Source organism: Intestinimonas sp. UBA1698 (genome assembly GCF_002320075.1).
In the GTDB taxonomy this organism is placed as follows: domain Bacteria; phylum Bacillota; class Clostridia; order Oscillospirales; family Oscillospiraceae; genus Intestinimonas; species Intestinimonas massiliensis.
In genome coordinates this window covers 19,356-39,875 of record NZ_DCJO01000009.1, presented here as the reverse complement: position 1 = coordinate 39,875, position 20,520 = coordinate 19,356, and the positions used below count along the sequence as shown (strand labels likewise).

At 61.6% G+C, this 20,520-nt stretch carries 18 protein-coding genes and 1 other annotated feature; of the genes, 9 read left to right on the top strand and 9 right to left on the bottom strand.

Features of this window, described 5'->3' with window-relative positions; translation table 11 throughout:
* Positions 1 to 122 precede the first annotated feature (122 nt).
* On the bottom strand, positions 123 to 1,265 hold the full coding sequence (locus tag B3H64_RS02075) for an acyl-CoA dehydrogenase family protein (protein WP_050617667.1): 1,143 nt from the start codon (positions 1,263 to 1,265) through the stop codon (positions 123 to 125).
* Between the two features lie 306 nt (positions 1,266 to 1,571).
* Between B3H64_RS02075 and B3H64_RS02070 the strand changes: the two genes are divergently transcribed.
* The 4 genes from B3H64_RS02070 (at position 1,572) to B3H64_RS02055 (ending at position 6,458) form a co-directional block, all read left to right on the top strand.
* A complete protein-coding gene (locus B3H64_RS02070; RefSeq protein WP_286732535.1) occupies positions 1,572 to 3,749 on the top strand; it encodes a bifunctional metallophosphatase/5'-nucleotidase in 2,178 nt (725 codons plus the stop codon).
* Positions 3,750 to 3,889: 140 nt separating this feature from the next.
* On the top strand, positions 3,890 to 4,489 hold the full coding sequence (locus tag B3H64_RS02065; RefSeq protein ID WP_050617665.1) for an AAA family ATPase: 600 nt from the start codon (positions 3,890 to 3,892) through the stop codon (positions 4,487 to 4,489).
* A 32-nt stretch (positions 4,490 to 4,521) separates the two neighbouring features.
* Complete coding sequence (locus B3H64_RS02060) at positions 4,522 to 5,865, top strand: MATE family efflux transporter (protein WP_094762358.1); 1,344 nt, start codon at positions 4,522 to 4,524, stop codon at positions 5,863 to 5,865.
* A 155-nt stretch (positions 5,866 to 6,020) separates the two neighbouring features.
* The gene (locus B3H64_RS02055) at positions 6,021 to 6,458 is read left to right on the top strand and encodes a GNAT family N-acetyltransferase (protein ID WP_094762357.1); all 438 of its coding nucleotides are present in this window, start codon (positions 6,021 to 6,023) and stop codon (positions 6,456 to 6,458) included.
* A gap of 285 nt (positions 6,459 to 6,743) precedes the next feature.
* Here B3H64_RS02055 and rbr read toward each other — a convergent pair whose 3' ends face one another.
* Both rbr and B3H64_RS02045 read right to left on the bottom strand, forming a co-directional pair.
* A complete protein-coding gene (rbr, locus tag B3H64_RS02050; protein WP_050617663.1) occupies positions 6,744 to 7,337 on the bottom strand; it encodes a rubrerythrin in 594 nt (197 codons plus the stop codon).
* Between the two features lie 110 nt (positions 7,338 to 7,447).
* Positions 7,448 to 8,659, bottom strand: coding sequence for an NADP-dependent isocitrate dehydrogenase (locus tag B3H64_RS02045; RefSeq protein ID WP_050617662.1), 1,212 nt, complete (start codon positions 8,657 to 8,659; stop codon positions 7,448 to 7,450).
* Between the two features lie 147 nt (positions 8,660 to 8,806).
* On the opposite strand from B3H64_RS02045, the gene B3H64_RS02040 reads away from it, so the two are divergent.
* The 3 genes from B3H64_RS02040 (at position 8,807) to B3H64_RS02030 (ending at position 12,407) form a co-directional block, all read left to right on the top strand.
* Positions 8,807 to 9,802: a LysM peptidoglycan-binding domain-containing protein gene (locus B3H64_RS02040; protein WP_286732531.1), complete on the top strand. Its 996-nt coding sequence runs from the start codon at positions 8,807 to 8,809 to the stop codon at positions 9,800 to 9,802.
* A 101-nt stretch (positions 9,803 to 9,903) separates the two neighbouring features.
* Complete coding sequence (asnA, locus tag B3H64_RS02035; RefSeq protein ID WP_278893718.1) at positions 9,904 to 10,917, top strand: aspartate--ammonia ligase; 1,014 nt, start codon at positions 9,904 to 9,906, stop codon at positions 10,915 to 10,917.
* The gene (locus B3H64_RS02030) at positions 10,914 to 12,407 is read left to right on the top strand and encodes a phospholipase D-like domain-containing protein (RefSeq protein WP_286732529.1); all 1,494 of its coding nucleotides are present in this window, start codon (positions 10,914 to 10,916) and stop codon (positions 12,405 to 12,407) included. The genes asnA and B3H64_RS02030 overlap by 4 nt, the downstream gene beginning before the upstream one ends.
* Positions 12,408 to 12,493: 86 nt before the next feature.
* On the opposite strand, the gene rnfB is transcribed toward B3H64_RS02030, so the two are convergent.
* From rnfB to rsxC, 6 genes are read right to left on the bottom strand one after another with little or no spacing between them, the layout of a single operon-like run.
* Positions 12,494 to 13,426, bottom strand: coding sequence for an RnfABCDGE type electron transport complex subunit B (gene rnfB / locus B3H64_RS02025; RefSeq protein ID WP_286732528.1), 933 nt, complete (start codon positions 13,424 to 13,426; stop codon positions 12,494 to 12,496).
* Between the two features lie 15 nt (positions 13,427 to 13,441).
* Positions 13,442 to 14,029 (bottom strand): electron transport complex subunit RsxA, encoded by a 588-nt coding sequence (rsxA, locus tag B3H64_RS02020; protein ID WP_050617657.1) that lies wholly within the window; start codon positions 14,027 to 14,029, stop codon positions 13,442 to 13,444.
* On the bottom strand, positions 14,029 to 14,670 hold the full coding sequence (gene rsxE, locus B3H64_RS02015) for an electron transport complex subunit RsxE (protein ID WP_286732527.1): 642 nt from the start codon (positions 14,668 to 14,670) through the stop codon (positions 14,029 to 14,031). Before rsxE ends, rsxA begins: the two co-directional genes overlap by 1 nt.
* A gap of 15 nt (positions 14,671 to 14,685) precedes the next feature.
* Positions 14,686 to 15,240: an RnfABCDGE type electron transport complex subunit G gene (locus B3H64_RS02010; protein ID WP_050617655.1), complete on the bottom strand. Its 555-nt coding sequence runs from the start codon at positions 15,238 to 15,240 to the stop codon at positions 14,686 to 14,688.
* A complete protein-coding gene (locus B3H64_RS02005; protein ID WP_050617654.1) occupies positions 15,237 to 16,298 on the bottom strand; it encodes an RnfABCDGE type electron transport complex subunit D in 1,062 nt (353 codons plus the stop codon). The genes B3H64_RS02010 and B3H64_RS02005 overlap by 4 nt, the downstream gene beginning before the upstream one ends.
* Entirely contained in the window at positions 16,295 to 17,638 is a 1,344-nt protein-coding gene (gene rsxC / locus B3H64_RS02000) for an electron transport complex subunit RsxC (RefSeq protein ID WP_050617653.1), read from the bottom strand. The genes B3H64_RS02005 and rsxC overlap by 4 nt, the downstream gene beginning before the upstream one ends.
* A gap of 370 nt (positions 17,639 to 18,008) precedes the next feature.
* Positions 18,009 to 18,223: a binding site (T-box leader), on the top strand.
* Between the two features lie 70 nt (positions 18,224 to 18,293).
* On the opposite strand from rsxC, the gene ilvB reads away from it, so the two are divergent.
* Together ilvB and ilvN are read left to right on the top strand one after the other, a co-directional pair.
* Positions 18,294 to 19,907 carry a biosynthetic-type acetolactate synthase large subunit gene (gene ilvB, locus B3H64_RS01995; protein ID WP_050617652.1) on the top strand — a complete coding sequence of 538 codons (1,614 nt, stop codon included), beginning with the start codon at positions 18,294 to 18,296 and terminating at the stop codon, positions 19,905 to 19,907.
* 16 nt (positions 19,908 to 19,923) lie between these two features.
* A complete protein-coding gene (ilvN, locus tag B3H64_RS01990) occupies positions 19,924 to 20,409 on the top strand; it encodes an acetolactate synthase small subunit (protein ID WP_050617651.1) in 486 nt (161 codons plus the stop codon).
* Positions 20,410 to 20,520 lie beyond the last annotated feature (111 nt).

The window sequence follows — 20,520 nt, the reverse complement described above, 5'->3', positions numbered from 1 at the left end:
CGGGGCCCCGCTGTGTGGCAAAAAGGTTGTTGGGATTGCAAGGGAACACACATGTCAGACCGGTATACACAGGGGATCTATGGGAAAGCGAGCCGGAATCCAGCCCGCGGACCCGCGGGAATTCAGCGGAACAGACTGCCGGAGATGACCAGCTTCTGGATCTCGTTGGTGCCCTCGTAGATCTGGGTGATCTTGGCGTCGCGCATCATGCGCTCCACATGATAGTCCTTCATGTAGCCATTGCCGCCCAGCATCTGAACCGCCTCGGTGGCGACCTTCATGGCGGTGTCGGTGCAGGTCATCTTGGCCATGGCCGCGGGGATGGAGTAGGGCTGACCCTCCTCCTTGCACAGGGCGGCCTTATAGAGGAGCAGCTTGGCCTTTTCGATGTCGGTGGCCAGCTCTGCCATCTTGAAGGCCAGGTACTGCTGCTTGTTCAGAGGCTTGCCGAACTGCTGGCGCTGCATCAGGTACTGGCGGGCGATCTCATAGGCGCCCTCGGCGATGCCCAGGCCCTGGGCGCCCACGCCGATGCGGCCGCCGTCCAGGGTCTTCATGGCCAGCTTAAAGCCCTCGCCGGGCTTGGCGATCATGTTCTCAGCGGGCACGCGGACGTTGTCGAGGATCATGTCGGACACCATGGCGGTACGGATGCCCATCTTGTTCTCCACATGGCCCACGGTGAAGCCGGGTGTGCCCTTCTCCACCACAAAGGCCGCCATGCCCTTGGTGCCCAGCTCTGGGTCGGTCAGGCAGTAGATGACGGTGTAGTCGGCCAGAGGGCCGTTGGTGTTGAAGCACTTGGAGCCGTTGATGACATAGCTGTCACCGTCCTTGGTGGCCACGGTATGCTGGCCGGCGGCGTCGCTTCCGGCGGAGTGCTCGGTCAGGCCGAAGGAGCCAATCTTCTCCCCGTAGGTGATGGGGGCCAGAAACTTCTTTTTGATCTCGTCGGGGGCGGAGGAGTTCATGATGCTGCCGCCGTACAGGGAGGTGTCCACGGAGAAGGCGATGCCGAAGGCGGCGTCCACCTTTGAGATCTCCTCCACGGCCAGGATGTAACTCAGGTAACTGCCGCCCATGCCGCCCAGCTCCTTGGGATAGGGCAGGCCGTAGATACCGGTCTTACCCAGCTTGCGGAAGGCCTCCAGGGGGAACTCACCGGACTCGTCCCGCTCGCGGACCTGGGGGAGAAGCTCCTTCTCTGCGAAATCCCGGGCCAGCTTCTGGATGTCCTTCTGCTCGTTTGTCAGTTCGAAATTCATGGCAATCATCCTTTCCTTATCTATAAATTGGTCCCACCATTTATACCTAATACAAATATCTAGCTAGCTAATTATATGGGCAAAAAAAGCACCGCTCTGCGGCTTGTTAGCTTATTGCAAATAGTTTCTATTCAAAACTATCTTGGTACAAAAATACCACATTCTTTTCTCCTTGTCAAGCCCTGATTTCCGATTTTACACAAATTTTATTGGTGCTACCTCTCGTCCGACTCTTGTTTTTCCCAGGGCCGGGCGGTACAATAAAAATATCCCCGGCAAATCAAGAAAACGATAGGAGAGGAAACTATGAAGCAAAAACGTCTGTCTCAGTCCCTGCTGGCTGTCCTGATGGCTGTGGCTCTGCTGGTCTCCCTCATTCCGGCGGCTTTGGCCGCCGAGGGCGGCAAGCACATCACCATTCTGGGCACCTCAGATATGCATGGCAACATCTGGGGCTACAGCTATGAGGACAACAAGGAGAGCGCCAACAACGGCATGGCCCGCCTCTACACTTACATCCAGCAGGTGCGCGCCGAGAATCCCAACACCATCCTCATCGACGCGGGCGACGACATCCAGGGCACCATTATGACCGACGACATCTACAACAAGACTCCGGACGAGGCCCATCCCGTCATCGCCGCCATGAATTACATGGGCTACGACGCCATGACGCTGGGCAACCACGAATTCAACTGGGGCATCCCCACCATGCGGAAGATCGTCGGCCAGGCCGAGTTCCCCGTGCTGGCCGCCAACGTGAAGGGGACCGACGGCAAGCTGGTCACCGGCGCGGGCTGGACCATCGTGGAGAAGGACGGCGTGAAGGTGGCCGTCATCGGCGTGGTCACCCCCGACGTGCCCATCTGGGACGGCGGCAAGGAGGGCATCGACGGCTGCACCTATGAGGCCGCCAGCGCCGCCGTGAAGGCCGCCATCGCGGAGATCGGCACACAGGCCGACCTCATCGTGGTCTCCGCCCACATGGGCCTGTACGCCGAATTCGACGAAGAGAACGGCTCCGATTCCGCCCAGAAGATCCTGGACGACAACCCGGAGATCGACGTGCTCCAGGTCGCCCACAACCATGTGGTGGTCAACGAGAAGCAGGGCAACCTGGTCATCGGCGGCGTGCGCAACGGCGGCCGCGACATCGCCCGCTTCGATCTGACGCTGGACGCCGACAACAACATCGTTGACAGCGCCGTGGAGATCGTGGACATGGCCGACGTCACCCCCAGCCAGGAGATCCGCTCCATCGCCCTGGTGGCCGAGGCCCACCAGAAGACCATCGACTTCATCAACGGCGGCGGCTCCGGCGAGGACGGTCAGAGCGGCGCCGCCCTGGGCGCCACCACCGCCAAATTCCAGCCTGAAAACGAGATCGCCGGCCTGCCCGAGGGCAAGCTCCGCGACACCGCCGTCATGGACCTCATCAACCAGATCCAACTGGAGAACTCCGGCGCCGACGTCTCCGCCGCCGCTCTGTTCAAGGACACCAGCGACCTGCCCGCCGGCGACATCAACTACGGCAACATCTTTGACATCTACAAGTTCGACAACACCCTCTACCGGGTCACCGTCACCGGCAAGGAGCTGAAGGCCTACATGGAGTGGGCCGCCGAGTGCTACAACCAGTGGGTCCCCGGCGACATCAACATCAGCTTTGACCCCGAGTACCCCGGCTACCTCTACGATATGTTCGCCGGTGTGGACTATGAGATCGACCTGAGCCAGCCCAAGGGCGCACGCATCAAAAACGTGATGTTCAAGGGCAAGCCTCTCACCGACGAGCAGACCCTCACCCTGGCGGTGAACAACTACCGCTACTCCTCCGCCCTCAAGTCCCAGGGGCTTGTGGAGGGCAAGAAGGAGTGGGAGTCCTCCAACTCCATCCGCGACATGATCGTGGCCTACTTTGCCGAGCACTCCCCCGTGGCCCCCGCTGTGGACAACAACTGGAAGATCGTGGGCGTGGACCTGAGCGTGGACGACCCCCGCCGCCAGGAGATCATCGATCTGGTGAACGCCGGCCGTTTGGACGCCCCCTATGACAAGAGCTACAACCTGAACGACTATGACGCCATTCTCGCCTCCGCCAAGCCCGCCGGCAACGTCAGCGTCAACGGCGAGGTGGTGGGCTCCGCCTTTACCTATCAGATCGACGGCGGCGCCACCTACTACCGTCTGCGGGATGTGGCCTGCGCCCTGAAGGACACTGCCGCCGCCTTCAATGTGGAGTGGAACGGCCAGGTAGTGGTCACCAAGGGCGCGGCGTATACCGTCGAGCCCATCGAGAATCCCGCCATGATCCCCGCTGTCACCGAAACTACCCTCTCCGTCTTGGCGGACGGCCAGAGCGTGGAGGTCTCCGCCGCCCTCCTATCTCCCGGCTACCATTGCGTCACCGCCGAAGGGCTGGCCGCCCTGCTGGGCCTCTCCGTCACCGAGGCTGACGGTATGCTGACCATCATTGCCCAGTAAGCACCCGGTCTATTTGGGCCAATTCGCCTCTGAAAAGCCACGGTCAGGTTGTATAACCTGACCGTGGCTTTTTATCCCGCCGTATGCTATACTTTTTCCATCCGAACTGAACCATAGGAAGCCACAAGGAGGTCAATCGTATGGCACACACTGTTATCACCGTGGGCCGCGAATACGGCTCCGGCGGACGTCTCATCGCCCAAAAGGCCGCCGAGGCCCTGGGCATCCCCTTCTTCGACCGTTCCATCATCAACATGGCCGCCGAGGAAACCGGGCTCTCCGCCGATTTCATCCGTCGTACCGAGCAGCAGAAAACCAGCAGCTTTCTCTACAACCTCTATATGAGCACCCAGAGCCTGCCCGTCAACGACCAGGTCTTTATTGCCCAGTCGGAGGTTATCCGACGGGTGGCTGCCGAGGGGCCCTGCATCATCGTGGGCCGCTGCGCCGACTATGTGCTGCGCAACCAGTCCGGCGTGGACGCCCTGAACCTCTTCATCCACGCCCCCATGGAGGAGCGCATCCGGAGGGTCCGGGAGGAGTACAAGGTCCAGGCCCCCGACTTGCGGCTCTACATTCTCAAGCAGGACAAGAACCGGGCCGCCTACTACGAGCACTTTACCGACGGACAGTGGGGCAAGGCCCAGAATTACCATCTGGCCGTCAGCAGCGGTCTGGGTCTGGAGACCATCGTGCGCCTCCTGACCGATCTGATGCGGGATCGGGGGCTCGGCGCGTGAGCACAGAACCCCGTCAGCCTGCGGAAAACAAGATGGGCGTCATGCCCGTGCGTCAGCTTCTCATTACCATGTCCCTGCCCATGATGATTTCCATGCTGGTGCAGGCCCTCTACAACGTGGTGGACAGCATGTTCGTCTCCTACATCAGCGAATATGCCCTCACCGCCGTGGGCCTGGCCTTTCCCGCCCAGAACCTGATGATCTCGGTGGGCGTGGGGACCGGGGTGGGCGTCAACGCCCTGCTGTCCAAGAGCCTGGGAGAAAAAAATTTTGACGCAGCCAACAAGGCCGCCGTCAACGGCATCTTTCTGGCCTTCTGCTCCTGGGCGGCTTTTGCCCTGCTGGGCGGCTTTTTCTCCCGGACTTTCATGGCCCTCCAGACCGACGTGCCCGAGATCATCGCCTACGGCGACACTTACCTCACCATCATTGCCGTGGCCTCGGTGGGCATGATGTTTCAGATCTGCTTTGAGCGGCTGCTCCAGTCCACCGGAAAAACCATTTACACCATGCTCTCTCAGGGCCTGGGCGCCGTCATCAACCTGATCCTGGACCCCCTGCTCATTTTCGGCCTCGGACCCTTCCCCGCCATGGGCATCGCCGGGGCGGCCCTGGCCACCGTCATCGGCCAGTGCGTGGGCGCCCTGCTGGGCCTCTTCTGCAATCTGCGGCGCAACCCGGAGATCACCATCTCCTTCCGGGGCTTCCGGCCCCATGGCGTCACCATCCGGAAGATCTATGCCGTGGGCGTGCCGTCCATCATCATGTCCTCCATCGGCTCGGTGATGACCTTCGGCATGAACAAGATCCTGGGGGCCTTCAACTCCACCGCCGTGGCGGTCTTTTCCGCCTATTTCAAGCTGGAGAGCTTTATCTTCATGCCGGTATTCGGCCTCAACAACGGCATCGTGCCCATCATCGCCTACAACTATGGCGCGCGCAAGCCGGACCGTATCCGGGCCGCCGCCAAGCTGGGCTTCCTCTATGGTGCGGCCATCATGGCCGTGGGCGTGCTGCTGTTCTGGCTCATCCCGGGCCGGCTCCTAGGCATCTTCAACGCCTCCGACTATATGCTGGAGATCGGTATCCCCGCCCTGCGCCTCATCAGCCTCAGCTTCCTGCCCGCCGCCTTCGGCATCGTTACCTCCTCGGTCTGTCAGGCCCTGGGCCACGGCGTACTGAGCCTCATCGTCTCCGTGCTGCGGCAGTTGGTGCTCATTCTGCCCGTCTCCTGGCTGTTGGGCCACTTTGTCGGCCTCAGCGCCGTGTGGGCGGCTTTCCCCTTTGCGGAGGTCTTCTCCTTCCTGCTCAGTGCGGTGTTTATGGGCTACATGTTCAAAACCGTGGTCCGTCCCCTGGAGCAGCCCGAACCCTGACACAAAAAGAGCCCCGCGTGAGAAGGCGGGAGTCATAAGACAGTTAACAGGAACAGCAGTTTATTCTGCTGTTCCTGTTCTTGTATAATTACATTTTGTGTGATAGTATGTAAAAACAACACTATAAACTTGTTGAATTTGATGGAGATGTTGTAATGGTCAGGGAAGTTAGAGAAAATGAGTTGAATGAACTTCTGGAATTGTATTTATTTTTACATGAGAAATCTGTTCCAGAGATGACAGAGCATTTGAAAAATACATGGAACACGATTATTGAAGACAAAAACCATCATATCATTGTTAAGGATGTAGATGGAAAAATCGTTTCTTCATGTGTTTGCGTAATTATTCCAAATCTGACAAGAAATATACGACCATACGCATTTATCGAAAATGTTGTTACCCATTTAAACTATCGAGGAAAAGGATATGCGACAGAATGCCTAAACTATGCAAAAGGTATTGCCGAAAGGGAAAACTGCTATAAAATGATGTTACTTACAGGTTCACAGGAAGAAACCACGCTGAATTTCTATGGTAACGCGGGATATAACAGTACAGACAAAACAGCATTTATTCAATGGCTTGAATAATACAAATTCAAGAAAGTTTGTCGAATAGATAAAGGGCGCACTTCTATACACCTACCGGTGTATCGTGCGATGTGCGGTTTTGCGCCGCACAAAAGCCTCCCCTGTGTAAGGGGAGGTGCCCCGCAGGGGAGGAGGAGTTGTCAATCCCTCAGTCAGCTTCGCTGACAGTTCCCTTTACACAAGGGCCTTTCCGAAACCGGTACATATTGCAAACTACCGACCTGCGAGCATACACAGGTCGGTAGAACTGTTTTACGGACACCCGCCAAAACGCGGGGCTCTTTTTTAATGGAAGGGAACCATCTCCATGCGGATGAACCAGCCCTGGTCGTGCTTGCACACCGGGCACATGGCGGGAGCCCGGGTACTCTCGATGACCATGCCGCAGTTGAGGCACATCCACTGCACCTTGACATCGGAGACAAAGAGCTTTTCCGACTCCAGCAGGTCGGCGAACCGGCCGAAGCGGTCGCCGTGGACCTTCTCGATGTCGGCGATCATGTCAAAGGTCTTGGCGATCTCGGAAAAGCCCTCCTCCCGGGCCACGTCGGCAAAGTGGGCGTAGTCGTGCTCCCACTCCTGGTACTCGTTGTGCTGGGCGGCGCGCAGATGCTCCAGCACGCCGGGGAAGATGTCCACCGGGTAAGTGCCGTCGATCTGGATGTTCTTGCCGGAGAGGGACTCCAGTAGGTCGTAATACACCTTGGCATGGGCCCGCTCCTGGTCGGCGGTGAAGGTGAACACCGCCTCGATCACATGCAGGTTCTTCCGCTTGGCCAGTCCGGCGGCAAAGGTGTAGCGGTTGCGGGCCTGGCTCTCTCCCGCAAAGGCGCGCAGCAGGTTCTGATGGGTCTGACTCTGGGCAAAGTCGATGGGCATGTACGCTCACTCCCTTTTCATGGATGCCTATAGTATGCCCTCTTTCCACCGCGCTCATACAAGGGGGGACCGGACGGCTGTGCCGTCCGGTCCCCCCTTTTCTTCTTGCCTCACAGACGCTTTTCCAGCTCGTCCCGAATCGCGTACAGGAAATCGGTGCTGTTCACCGTCCGGGCGGGGGCCTCCCCCTCCCACAGGCCGGCCAGGTCCTTGGTCATGGTGCCGGACTCGATGGTGGCGATGGAGGCGGCCTCCATGGCGTCGGCAAAGCGCACCAGATCGGCGCCGCCGTCCAGCTCTCCCCGCTTGCGCAGCGCCCCGGTCCAGGCAAACAGGGTGGCCATGGGATTGGTCGAGGTCTCCTTCCCCTTCCGATGCTGGTAGTAGTGGCGGGTGACGGTGCCGTGGGCGGCCTCGTACTCATACTTGCCCTCGGGTGAGACCAGCACAGAGGTCATCATGGCCAGAGACCCAAAGGCGGTGGACACCATGTCGCTCATCACGTCTCCGTCGTAGTTCTTGCAGGCCCAGATGAAGCCGCCCTCGCTGCGAATAACCCGGGCCACCGCGTCGTCAATGAGGGTATAGAAATACTCAATGCCCGCCTTTTTGAATTTTTTGTCATACTCCGCGTCATAAATCTCCTGAAAAATATCCTTGAAGTGGTGATCGTATTTCTTGGAGATGGTATCCTTGGTGGCAAACCACAGGTCCTGCCTGGTATCCAGGGCGTATTGGAAGCAGGCGTGGGCAAAGGAAGTGATGGAGGCGTCGGTGTTGTGCTGGCCCTGTATGATGCCGGCGCCCTGGAAATCGAAGATGGTCTCCCGGGCCTCGGCACCGTCGGACGCGGTATAGACCAGCTCGGCCCTGCCGGGGCCGGGCACCTGGTATTCCACCGCCTTGTAGAGGTCGCCGTAAGCGTGACGGGCAATGGTGATGGGCTTCTTCCAGTTCTTCACCACCGGGGAGATACCCTTTACCATGATGGGGGCGCGGAACACGGTGCCGTCCAGGATGGCCCGGATGGTGGCATTGGGGGACTTCCACATCTGGGAGAGCTTGTACTCCTCCACCCGCTGGGCGTTGGGGGTGATGGTGGCACACTTGACCGCCACGCCGTACTGCCGGGTGGCCTCGGCGGAGTCCACCGTCACCTGGTCGCCGGTGCGCTCCCGCTCGGGCAGGCCCAGGTCAAAATAGACGGTATTCAGTTCGATGTACGGCTTGAGCAGGATTTCTTTGATATCGCTCCACAGGATGCGGGTCATCTCGTCGCCGTCCATCTCCACCAGAGGTGTTGTCATTTTGATCTTGTCCATCGTGCTCGCTCCTCCTTGGCATATTGTTTTCTCTTTTAGTATAAACGGTTTTCCGCAAAAAGGCAATGCAGGATTTTGCACATTCACCTGCATTTTTACATAGGATACAGGGGGAGCTCCCCGAAATTCTGCAAGAGGTGCAACGCCATGTGCAAGCGACTTTTTTCCGCCCTGCTGGGGCTGCTTCTGCTCTGCGCGCCCGCCCCGGCCCGGGCCGCCGCCGTGGACCGGATGGCCGGCATCGACATCAGCGTCTATCAGGGGGACGTGGATTTCGAGACCGCCCGTGACGACGGCGTGGAGGTGGTCTATATCCGGGCCAGCTACGGCAGCGACGGCGTAGACTCCGCCCTCTATTCCCACTACAAGGGGGCCCGGGCTGCCGGGCGGAAGCTGGGCTTTTACCACTATCTCACCGCCCTGGACACGGAGAGCGCCCAGGCGCAGGCCGGCTTTTTTGCCGGGCTCATCCGGGACCTGGACTACGACTGCCGTCCGGCCCTGGACTTCGAGGTCTACCGGGGTCTGGACCGAGACCAGGCCACTGCGGTGGCCGCCGCCTTTCTGGAGACCTTGGAGAACGAGCTGGACGTCACCCCTATGCTCTATGCCGACGCCTATGTGGCCTCCACCCGCTTTACCGGCGCTCTGAGCCGCTACCCCCTGTGGGTGGCCCAGTGGGAGGTCGCCGCCCCTGACCTCTCCGGTACCCCCTGGGAGACCTGGGCGGGCTGGCAGTACACTGACCTGGGCCGGGTGGCGGGGATCGACGGATACGTGGACCGGGACTGGTTCACCGGTGAAGTCCTGCTGGACCCGGGCCCGGCCCCGCAGCCCTACCCCTACTACACGGTACGGGCCGGGGATACGCTTTGGGCCATCGCCCGGCGGTATCACACCACCGTGGCTGAGTTGGTCCGGCTCAACGCGATTGCCGACCCCAACCGGATCTATGTCGGCCAGGTACTGAAGATTCCGTCGGACGGCTCGGACTACCAGGCTTACACGGTGCAGGCCGGGGATACGCTTTGGGCCATCGCCCGGCGGTACCACACCACCGTGGCTGAGCTGGTCCGGCTCAACGCGATTGCCGACCCCAACCGGATTTATGTCGGCCAGGTACTGAAGATTCCCCTCTCCTGACCGCCAGGCAAGGCCGCGGGTATACCCGCGGCCTTGCTTTTTATCCGCCGCTATCATATAATTGTTCCATTCCATCGTTATGAAACGGAGGCACGGATTTTATGAGCGGTTCCTTTATTCCCCCCAGCTACGCCCCCAAGCTCAACCTGTACGACACCCAGAAGGCCATCGGCCTTTTGAAGCGGCTCTTCGAGGACACCCTGGGCGGCTCCCTCAACCTGCGACGAGTCTCCGCCCCTCTCTTCGTGGAGGCCAGTACCGGCCTGAACGACGACCTGAACGGCGTGGAGCGGCCCGTCTCTTTCGACATCCCCGCCGCCGGGCGGGACGCCCAGGTGGTCCATTCCCTGGCCAAATGGAAGCGGCTGGCCCTCCACCGCTACCAGTTTTCCGTGGGCGAAGGGCTGTATACCGACATGAACGCCATCCGGCGGGATGAGGAGCCCGACAACCTCCACTCGGTCTACGTGGACCAGTGGGATTGGGAAAAGGTGCTGGCCCCCCGGGACCGGAACGAGGATTATCTGAAAGAGACCGTCCGCACCATTGTGGAGTGCATCTGCCAGACCCAGGCCACTCTGCGGGCCATGTTCCCCCAGTTGCTCTCCCTGCCCCTGGTGGAGCGGCAGGTCACCTTCGTCACCGCCCAGGAGCTGGAGGACCGCTGGCCCGACCTCTCTGCCAAGGAGCGGGAGGACGCCTGGGTAAAGGACCACCCCACCACCTTCCTCATGGGCATCGGCGGCGCGCTGAAGTCGGGCCGCCCCCACGACGGCCGGGCCCCCGACTACGACGACTGGGCCCTCAACGGCGACATTCTGGTGTGGAACCCGGTGCTGGAGCGCGCCTTCGAGCTGTCCTCCATGGGCATACGGGTCTCCCCCGAATCCCTGGACCGCCAGCTCACCCTGGCGGGCTGCGACGACCGGCGCTCACTTCCCTTCCATCGGATGCTCCTGAGTGGGGAGCTCCCCCTCACCATCGGCGGCGGCATCGGCCAGTCCCGGCTGTGCATGCTTCTGCTGGGAAAGGCCCACATCGGTGAGGTGCAGGCCAGCGTCTGGGACCCGGAGACCCTCGGCGCCTGCCAGGAAGCGGGGGTCGTCCTCCTGTGACGCGGCCCCCCAGAAGTCTCTTCGCCCGGCGGGCCGGTTCCGAAAAACCGCGCAGAAAATGGACGCTCCGCTCCCTTCTCTGCCGGGTCCTGCCCCTCTACCTGCTCTACTTTGTGCTGGGCGCTACCCTCCCCTTTTTGTCGCCCCCGACGGTGAGCGACTCCTTCCGCGCCGCCTGGGACCCCGCCGTCTTTGAGCAGGTCGGCTCCACCGACCGGGCGGCGCTGGTCACCGACAACCAGGACGCCCTGGACGTGCGGCTCCGGATGATCGGCGAGGCTGAGGAGCGCATCATCCTCTCCTCCTTCGACATCCGGGACTGTGACAGCGGGCGCGACATCTTTGCCGCTCTGCTGCTGGCGGCGGACCGGGGCGTGCAGATCCAGATCCTGTGGGACGGGGTCAGCGGGCTGCTCCGGGGCGGCTCGCCCATTTTCCGGGCGCTGGGCCGCCTGCCCAACGTGGAGATCCGCTTCTACAACGCCCCGAATCTGCTCCTGCCCTGGACGGTCAATGGCCGGATGCACGACAAGTATCTGCTCATTGACGACCGGCTGCTGCTGCTGGGCGGCCGGAACACTTTTGACCTGTTTCTGGGGGACTATGTGCCTGATGCGTTGAAGAGTCACGACCAGGATGTGCTGGTCTACAACACCGCTGCCGGAACGGAGCAGAGCGGGGCGCACACCGTGCTCACCCAGGTGGAGGCCTATTTCCAGTCCGTGTGGGAGAGTCCCTACAGCAGGACCGTACTGGACCGCCCGCCCCTGTTTCCCGGGAAAATCGACCGGGCGGAGGCGGAACTGCGGACCCGGTACGCCGCTTTGGTGGCCGCCGACCCCACTCTATTCGACCCCATACCGCTGGACTATGCCGCGCTCACCCTGCCGGTGGAGCATGTGGAGCTTCTCAGCAACCCCACCGGGATCATGAGCAAGGAGCCCTGGGTGTGGTGGCAGCTCATGGCCCTCATGGGCCGGGCGGAGGAGCGGGTCTTTCTCCAGACCCCCTACGCTGTGCTGAACGAGCCCATGTACCAGGCGCTGGAGGACCTGGCCGCCCGCGGCGTCCCCTTTGACCTCCAACTCAACTCGGTGGCGGTGGGGGACAACATCATGGCATCCTCTGACTACGTCCACAACAAGCAGCGGCTGCTGGAGACCGGGGTCACGGTGTGGGAGTGGTTCGGCGACTACTCCTCCCATGGCAAATCCGCCCTCATCGACGACATGGCCGTGGTGGGCTCCTACAACCTGGATATGCGCAGCACCTACCTGGACACCGAGCTTATGCTGGTCTTTCACGGCGGCGACTTCTCCAGAGCGCTGGAGGAGCACCTCCTCTCCACCCAGGACCACGCCCTCCAGGCCCTGCCCCAGGGCGGCTACGTCCCCAAGGAAGGGGTAGAGGTCCTGCCGGTCACCGGCGCTAAGGCCTGGCTGTTCCCCATCACCTCGGTGGTGTTCCAGCTAATCCGATACCTGCTTTAGTAATGTCTACTGAACAAACCGTCATGCGGTTTATTCGTATAGCAAAAAAGAGCACGGTCCATCAGGACCGTGCTCTTTTTTGTGTCTTATTCCTTGGTCTCCTCGGCCTTGGGGGCCTCGGAAGCCTTGGTCTCGGCGGCGGGAGCCGCAGGAGCGGACGCCGGCTTGGCCGCCGCTGCCGCGGGAGCCGCCTTGGGTGCCGCAGGCTTTACCACGGGGACCTTGCCATCCACCACGATGAGCTTCCGGGGGCACTTCTGGGCGCACAGCGTGCAGCCGATGCACTTGCTGTAGTCGATTTTGGCCAGGTTGTTCTCGATGGTAATGGCCTCCTTGGGGCAGGCCTTGGCGCACAGAGCGCAACCGATACAGCCGTTGGAGCAGACCTTGGTGACCGCGGGTCCCTTGTCCTTGGATGAGCAGGGGATGGAAACATGCTTCTTGGTCTTGTAGGGCTCCAGGTCGATGATGTGGCGGGGGCAGATATCCACACACTTGCCGCAGGCCACGCACTTTTCATCGTCTACCACAGCCACGCCGTCCTTCACGTGAATGGCGTCGAAGGGACACTCAGACTCACAGCTACCCATACCCAGGCAGCCAAACTTACAGGCCAGAGGGCCGCCACCGGGCAGACGGGCGGCGGCAAGGCAGTCGTGGATGCCGATGTACTCGTACTTGGACTTGTCGGCGCCGCCGCCGGAGCAGTGGACCGTGGCCACCTTCTTAACGGACTCGCCGGCCGCCACGCCCATGATCTCAGCAATCTGAGCCGCGACGGCAGCGCCGCCGGCGGCGCAGGCATTGACGGGGGCCTTCCCGGCCGCCACAGCGGCCGCGTAGCCGCCGCAGCCAGGGAAGCCGCAGCCGCCGCAGTTGGCGCCGGGCAGGCAGCCCAGGATGGCCTCCTCGCGTGGGTCCTTCTCAACGGCGAACACCTTGGAGGCGTAAGCCAGGATCAGGCCGAACACGGCGCCCAGGATTCCCAGGACGGCCACAGCCATAATAACAGTTTGCATTGTTCGCGCCCCCCCTTAAAAGACTTTCAGGCCGGAGAAGCCCATGAAGGACAGGGCAATCAGGCCGGCGGTGACCAGTGCGATGGGGAAGCCCTCGAAGGACTTGGGGCACTCGGAGAACTCCAGACGCTCACGGACGCTAGCGAACAGCACGATGGCAATCAGGAAGCCGATGCCGCCGGTGATGCCGTAGACCAGGCTCTCAATGAAGCTATAGTTGTTCTGGGTGTTCTGGAGCACCACGCCCAGCACGGCGCAGTTGGTGGTAATCAGGGGCAGGTACACGCCCAGGGCCTGATACAGGGAGGGCATAGCCTTCTGGAGGAACATCTCCACGAACTGCACCAGAGAGGCGATGACCAGGATGTAGGTGACGGTCTGCATGAAGTCCAGGCCGTTGGCTACCAGCAGATACTTATTGATGGGCCAGCACACCGCAGAAGCCACGCCCATGACGAAGATAACGGCCATGCCCATGCCCAGAGCGGTGTCAACCTTCTTGGAGACACCCATAAAGGGGCAGATGCCCAGGAACTGGGAGAAGATAAAGTTGTTGACCAGAATGGCGCCCAGGGCAATGGAAAACAGACTGGTAAAATCCATTATTTGGCCACCTCCTCTTTCTTATCGTCCTTCTTGGGCTTGTTGAGGAAATACTGCATGGCGGCGATGACGCAGGCTAGCGTCAGGAAGCCGCCCACCGGCAGGATCATGCCCAGCGCGGGGACGCCCTCCGGCAGGATGCGGATGCCGTCGGCGCCGAACACGCCGGTGCCAAAGGTGCCGTTGCCCAGGAACTCGCGGACCACGCACATGATCACCAGGATCACCGTGTAGCCCAGGCCCTGACAGATGCCGTCCACCGCGGAGGCCAGTACGCCGTTCTTGGAGGAGAAGCCCTCGGCGCGGCCCAGGATGATGCAGTTCACCACGATCAGGGGGATGAACAGGCCTAGGCTGTCGGACAGGGCGGGCACGAAGGCCTTCAGCACCAGGTCCACCACCGTCACGAAGCCGGCGATGACCACAATGTAGCAGGCGATACGCACCTTATTGGGGATGATGTTTCGCAGCAGGGAGATAAAAATGTTGGACAGGGTCAGGATGACCAGCACACTCAGGCCCATGCCGATGCCGTTAAACAGCGTGGTGGTGATGGCCAGCACCGAGCACATGCCCAGCAGTTGGACGGTAACGGGGTTCTGGGTAATGAGACCCTCTTTGAACTGTTTGCCGAAATTCATAATGTCACGCCCTCCTTAACCCAGCTCGGCCACGGCCGCAATGGCGGAGTTAACGCCGCTGGTGACCGCGCGGGAGGTGATGGTGGCGCCGGTGAGAGCCTCGATCTCGCCGCCGTCCTTGGTGACGGCCAGCGTACCAGACTTGCCGATGAACTGTGCGCGCCAGGCCTCCTTGGTGGCATTTGCGCCCAGGCCGGAGGTCTCGGCGTGAGAGACAATGGACACGCCGGTGCATACGCCGTCGTTGTCCACGCCCACCATGACGTCCAGGTTGCCGCCGAAGCCGGAGGGAGTGACCTCCACCACGTAACCGGCGTCGCCGGCCTTCCAGATGTTCTTGATGGTGGTGTCCGCGCCGGCGTAAGCCACATCCTCATAGACCTCGGACGCCAGGACGGCGGCCTTGGCCTCGTCGGTCTTCTTCTGCGTATTGATGGCGATCTGGGGCGCGGTGACCATGTTCACCAGGCCCAGGACCAGCGCAGTGATGGCGCTGATGGCAAAAAGCACGATGACCAGAGAGGCCATACCGGGCTCCTTCTTGGTCACGACCGCAGTATTCTCGCTCATTTCGCCTCAGCCTCCTTTGCCGCTTTCTTTGCTGCCTTCTGCTTCTCTTTCATTTCCTTGGTGACGCCGAAGCGGGCGGGCTTGCCCACCTTGTCCAGCAGCCACACGCAGGTGTTCATGATCAGGATGGCGTAGCTGACGCCCTCGGGATAGCCGCCGAACTTACGGATGAAGACGGTCAGCAGACCGCAGCCGATGCCGAAGATGATCTCACCCTTGGGGGTGGCGGGGCTGGTGACATAGTCGGTGGCCATAAAGATGGCGCCCAGCATCAGGCCGCCGCCCAGCAGATTGTAGAGCATCCAGTCCAGACGGCCCACACCGGCGGCGGGGAAGAGGAAGGTCAGCACCGCCACGCTGGCGATGAAGGACACAGGGACGCGGACCCGGATGACACCGCGGACCACCAGGTAGATCCCGCCGACGATCAGCATCAGGGCGGAGACCTCGCCCAGGCAGCCGCCCACATTGCCGATGAGCATGTCGCCCAGGGAGGCGTCTGGCAGAAGACCGGAGTGCATGAAGTCCACGCTCAGGGGGGTGGCGCCGGTGGCCAGCTCGGCCCCGTTCATGCCCACGGTGCCGGAGAGCAGGCCGGCCCAGTTGGCCCGGCCGGGCTTCACCCAGGTGGTCATGAGGATGGGGTAGCACAGCATCAGGAAGGCGCGGCCGCCCAGGGCGGGGTTCAGGAAGTTCTTGCCCAGGCCGCCGAAGAGCTGCTTGACCACCACGATGGCAAAGAAATCGCCGATGATCAGCACCCAGTAGGGCAGGGTCACGGGGCAGACGAAGGCCAGCAGCACGCCGGTGATGGCGGCGGACAGGTCCCCGCAGGTGTTGGTTTTCTTCAGCAGCTTGCGGTAGCCGTACTCAAAGATCTCACAGGCCAGTACGGACACCACGGTCATGGTCAGGGCCCGGGGGCCGAAAAACCAGATGCCGATGCACAGAGCCGGGACCAGTGCGATCAGCACGTCCAGCATCAGGGACCGGGTCCCGATGGGGGAGGATACGTGGGGGGAGGAAGCTACCGCGAGCTTACGAGATTCCAGGCTCATGCTTTCCCCTCCTTTGCTTTTTGCTTGGCCGCCAGACCGCGGATCTCAAACTTGGCCATCCGGAAGGACTGCACCAGGTGGATGCGGGCGGGGCAGATGTAGTTGCAGGAGCCGCACTCCATGCAGTCCATGATGTTGTAGCCCTCCAGCTCATGCCAGGCGCGCTTTTCGGCGTACATGTGCATGTAGAGGGGCATCAGGTGCATGGGACAGGCGTTGACGCAGCGGCCGCAGCGCAGGCAGGTCTGCTCGGTATCCTGGATGGCGGCCTCGGCGTCGGTGAGCGCCAGGATGCAGTTGGTGCCCTTGAACATGGGGGCCGTCAGGTCATACTGGGGGTTGCCCATCATGGGGCCGCCCATCAGCAGGCGCTGAGGCTGGGTCTTGAAGCCGCCGGCCATCTTGATCAGGTGCTCGACGGGGGTGCCGATGGGAGCGTTGACATTCATGGGCCGCTCAATGGCGCCGCCGGTAATGGTGACGTTGCGGTGAGTCAGGGGCTTACCCTCGGTAACCGCATCGTAGATGGCGGCGGCGGTGGCCACGTTGAACACGGTACAGCCCACGTCGGCGGGCAGTCCTCCGGGAGGAACCTCACGGCCAGTGACCCGCTGGATGAGCTGCTTCTCAGCACCCTGGGGGTACCGGGTCTTCAGCGTCTCCACATGAATGGAGGTATCTCCGTTGGGCAGCAGGCTCTTGAGATGCTCCACGGCGTCCAGCTTATTGCCCTCAATGCCGATGGTGGCCTCTTTCAGGCCCAGCGCTTTCATGATAAAGCGCGCGCCTCCGATGACCGCCTCGCCCCGCTCCAGCATAAGCCGGTGGTCGGCGGTGATGTAGGGCTCGCACTCGGCGCCATTGAGAATGATGGTGTCCGCCTTGCCGACGGCACCGCTGAGCTTGACGTGGGTGGGGAATCCCGCGCCGCCCATACCCGTGATACCGGCCTCCTTGACAATGTCGATGATCTCCTGACTGGTCAGGGCATCCACATTGTCCCGGTGGACGATAGAGGGGTGCGGAGTATCTTTATAATCGTTTTCGATCACCACGGACATCATCACGTCTCCACCGGGATGGGGCCGGGGCTCGACGGCCACGACCTTACCGGAGACGCTGGCGTGGATCGGCGCGCCAAGACCGGCGATCTCGCCGATCTTCTGTCCCACGGTGACCTCGTCCCCCACGGCTACAATGGGCTTGCAGGGTGCGCCCACATGCATCGACATGGGGATTACCACCTGTGCAGGAGCTTCCTCCAGCGGTACCACTGGTTTGCGCTCCGTGGCCTCCTTGTGTTCGGCGGGGTGGACGCCGCCATAAAACTTATGGTTCATAGCATCACCTCTGTCATTACTTCTCAGCTCTACGCTTTTCCCCACGATTCGCTCAGAAGCCTCATGCACCGTCTGGACGCCGCCCTGACGCATGAGGCCTTCGAATCTCTCTTATAATAGCTCGTAATGCGAAAAAAGTCCAGTGTTTCCACGCAAAAAACTGCACCGATTCTAACAATATATTTTCCAGGCCCGCGCCCGCCGCCGTCCTTCCGTCCGTTCCGCGACCATTTGTTTTTTGGGCAACCAATCAAAATATTTCTCCGTCCCTCCCCGGCTTCTTGACAAAAACGGAGAAACGGCAAAATTGCCGTTTTCTCCAATTGACAAACCAACTCCGCGGCTGTATGATTGCAGTTAATAACATTCAAAATCGGCAATGACCGGGTAAGTAGTCTGGTTCCGCAAGCACAGAGAGGAAGCGGTCGCTGCGAGCTTCCGTGAGGCCCCAGACAAAAGTCGCCCGGGAGCCGCTGCGCTGAACAGAGTAGGCGCAGACGGATTCCCTCCGTTATCGGGATAACGAGTGCGCGGCCTGCCGCCGCGAATTTAGGTGGTACCACGGAGTGAGACTTCGTCCTATGGGGGACGAAGTCTTTTTGCTTTTTTCCCTGAGCCGCCGGGAACAAATCAAGCAATTAAGGAGGAGTGCTGCATGATCAGCGGAGCCCAGGCACTGATGGAAAGCCTGAAACGGGAGCATGTGGACCACATGTTCGGCTATGCGGGAGCCACCATCTGCCCCGCGGTGGACGCCCTGGCCCACACGGACATCGCCTATACTCTGGTCCGCACGGAACAGAACGCCGGCCACATGGCCTCCGGCTACGCCCGCATGACGGGCAAGCCCGGCGTATGCATGGTCACCTCCGGGCCGGGCGCCACCAACCTCATCACCGGCATCGCCACCGCCTATATGGACTCCATCCCCCTGGTGGCCATCACCGGCCAGGTGCAGAGCTATCTGCTGGGCCGTGACATCTTCCAGGAGGTGGACATCACCGGCGCCGTGGCCCCCTTCATCAAGCACAGCTATCTGGTCAAGGACGCCAACGACATCCCCCGAATGGTAAAGGAGGCCTTTCACATTGCCTCTACCGGCCGGCAGGGGCCCGTCCTCATCGACGTTCCCGTGGACATTCAGGAGCAGATGATTGAGCCAAAATACCCCGATTCAGTGGACATCCGGGGCTATAAGCCCAGCGTCAGGGGCAACGAGCTGCAGATCAAAAAGGTAGCCCAGGCCATCTCTGCCTCTCACCGTCCCCTTTTGTGCGCGGGCGGCGGCCTGTTCAGCGCAGGGGCCCGGGAGGAGCTGCTGGCCCTGTGCGAGAGCGCCGGTCTCCCGGTGGTCACCACCATGATGGGTCTAGGTCTGTTGCCCTCCGATCACCCCATGAACCTGGGTATGATCGGCGCCTTCGGCACCGCCACCGCCAACCGGGCCCTCAATACCACCGACCTGCTCATCATCGCCGGGGCCCGGGCCGCCGACCGGGCCGTCACCGCCCCCAAAGAGGTGGCCCGGCGCACCAAGACCGTCCATCTGGACGTGGACCCGGCGGAGATCGGCAAGAACCTCTCCCCCACCGTCCCGGTGGTAGGCGACGTAAAGGTCATCCTGGGGCAGCTTCTCTCCCATGCCCCCAAGGCCGACAGCGGCGACTGGCTGGCTGAGCTGCACGCCTTCCGGGCCAGCGAGGCCGCCCCCTTCCCCTCCCCCGCCGCCGGGAGCGTCACTCCCGCCTGGCTCATGCGCGCCCTGGGCGACCGGCTGGACGACGACGCCTGCGTCTGCGTGGACGTGGGGCAAAACCAGATCTGGGCCGCCAAGCACCTGCCCATGAAGCACGGGCGCTTCCTCACCACCGGCGGTCTGGGCACCATGGGCTACTCCCTGCCCGCCGCCCTGGGCGTCAAGACCGCCGAGCCCCGGCGGCAGACCGTTGTGGTCTGCGGCGACGGCAGCTTCCAGATGTTTGAAAACGAGCTGGCCACTCTGAACGCCATGGGCGCCGATGTGAAGCTTGTCATGGTACATAACGGGGTTCTGGGCCTGGTCCACCAGATCCAGCGCCGGAGCTACAGCGGCCCCTTCGGGGTCCGCCTGGACGGCTCCCCGGACTTCGAAACCCTGGCCGCCGCCTACGGCGTGCCCAGCCGCCGCATCTCCAACGACGCCCAGGTGGCCGAGGCTATCGACGCCATGCTGACCAGCCAGGGGCCCTATCTGCTCATCTGCGACGTGGACCCCATGGCCACGACTTGAGGAAGGAGGACGCGGCATGACACAGACCATTTCCGTGCTGGTGGAAAACCGGGCCGGCGTCTTGAACCGGATCACCGGCCTGTTCGCCCGGCGGGCCTTCAACATTGAAAGCCTGGCCGTCGGCGTCACCGACGACAAGAACATCTCCCGCATCACCATCATCGTGGACAGCGGCAACAACGTGGTGGAGCAGGTGGAAAAACAGCTCAACAAGCTGGTGGACGTCATCAAGGTCCGCACCCTGGATGAAAAGAGCCTCATCGGCCGGGAGCTTATTATTATTAAGGTATCCACCACCACCAAGACCCGTCAGGACGTCTCCAATCTGTGCCAGATCATGGGGGCCAGGATCGCGGACATTACCAGCACCACTATGACCCTGGAGTTGTCCGACACTCCGGAGCGGGTGGATCTGTTTGAAAGCCTGCTGCGGCCCTTCTCTATCCTGGAGGTGGCCCGGACCGGCGTCATCGCCGTACAGAAGGGCAGCGGCAAAATTTAACGGCAGAGCTTTGACGCAATACAAACTGAGCCATTGCCCGGGCTGGGGTGCCCCCCAGTCCGGAACGCAGCCCCGCACGGGCCCGGCGCAAGCGGGCCGCGCGGGGAGAGG

Coding starts and splice junctions, on each gene's coding strand:
- B3H64_RS02075 (WP_050617667.1), bottom strand. CDS start 1,265: ATGAATTTCGAACTGACAAACGAGCAGAAGGACATCCAGAAGCTGGCC.
- B3H64_RS02070 (WP_286732535.1), top strand. CDS start 1,572: ATGAAGCAAAAACGTCTGTCTCAGTCCCTGCTGGCTGTCCTGATGGCT.
- B3H64_RS02065 (WP_050617665.1), top strand. CDS start 3,890: ATGGCACACACTGTTATCACCGTGGGCCGCGAATACGGCTCCGGCGGA.
- B3H64_RS02060 (WP_094762358.1), top strand. CDS start 4,522: ATGGGCGTCATGCCCGTGCGTCAGCTTCTCATTACCATGTCCCTGCCC.
- B3H64_RS02055 (WP_094762357.1), top strand. CDS start 6,021: ATGGTCAGGGAAGTTAGAGAAAATGAGTTGAATGAACTTCTGGAATTG.
- rbr (WP_050617663.1), bottom strand. CDS start 7,337: ATGCCCATCGACTTTGCCCAGAGTCAGACCCATCAGAACCTGCTGCGC.
- B3H64_RS02045 (WP_050617662.1), bottom strand. CDS start 8,659: ATGGACAAGATCAAAATGACAACACCTCTGGTGGAGATGGACGGCGAC.
- B3H64_RS02040 (WP_286732531.1), top strand. CDS start 8,807: ATGTGCAAGCGACTTTTTTCCGCCCTGCTGGGGCTGCTTCTGCTCTGC.
- asnA (WP_278893718.1), top strand. CDS start 9,904: ATGAGCGGTTCCTTTATTCCCCCCAGCTACGCCCCCAAGCTCAACCTG.
- rnfB (WP_286732528.1), bottom strand. CDS start 13,426: ATGCAAACTGTTATTATGGCTGTGGCCGTCCTGGGAATCCTGGGCGCC.
- rsxA (WP_050617657.1), bottom strand. CDS start 14,029: ATGGATTTTACCAGTCTGTTTTCCATTGCCCTGGGCGCCATTCTGGTC.
- rsxE (WP_286732527.1), bottom strand. CDS start 14,670: ATGAATTTCGGCAAACAGTTCAAAGAGGGTCTCATTACCCAGAACCCC.
- B3H64_RS02010 (WP_050617655.1), bottom strand. CDS start 15,240: ATGAGCGAGAATACTGCGGTCGTGACCAAGAAGGAGCCCGGTATGGCC.
- B3H64_RS02005 (WP_050617654.1), bottom strand. CDS start 16,298: ATGAGCCTGGAATCTCGTAAGCTCGCGGTAGCTTCCTCCCCCCACGTA.
- rsxC (WP_050617653.1), bottom strand. CDS start 17,638: ATGAACCATAAGTTTTATGGCGGCGTCCACCCCGCCGAACACAAGGAG.
- ilvB (WP_050617652.1), top strand. CDS start 18,294: ATGATCAGCGGAGCCCAGGCACTGATGGAAAGCCTGAAACGGGAGCAT.
- ilvN (WP_050617651.1), top strand. CDS start 19,924: ATGACACAGACCATTTCCGTGCTGGTGGAAAACCGGGCCGGCGTCTTG.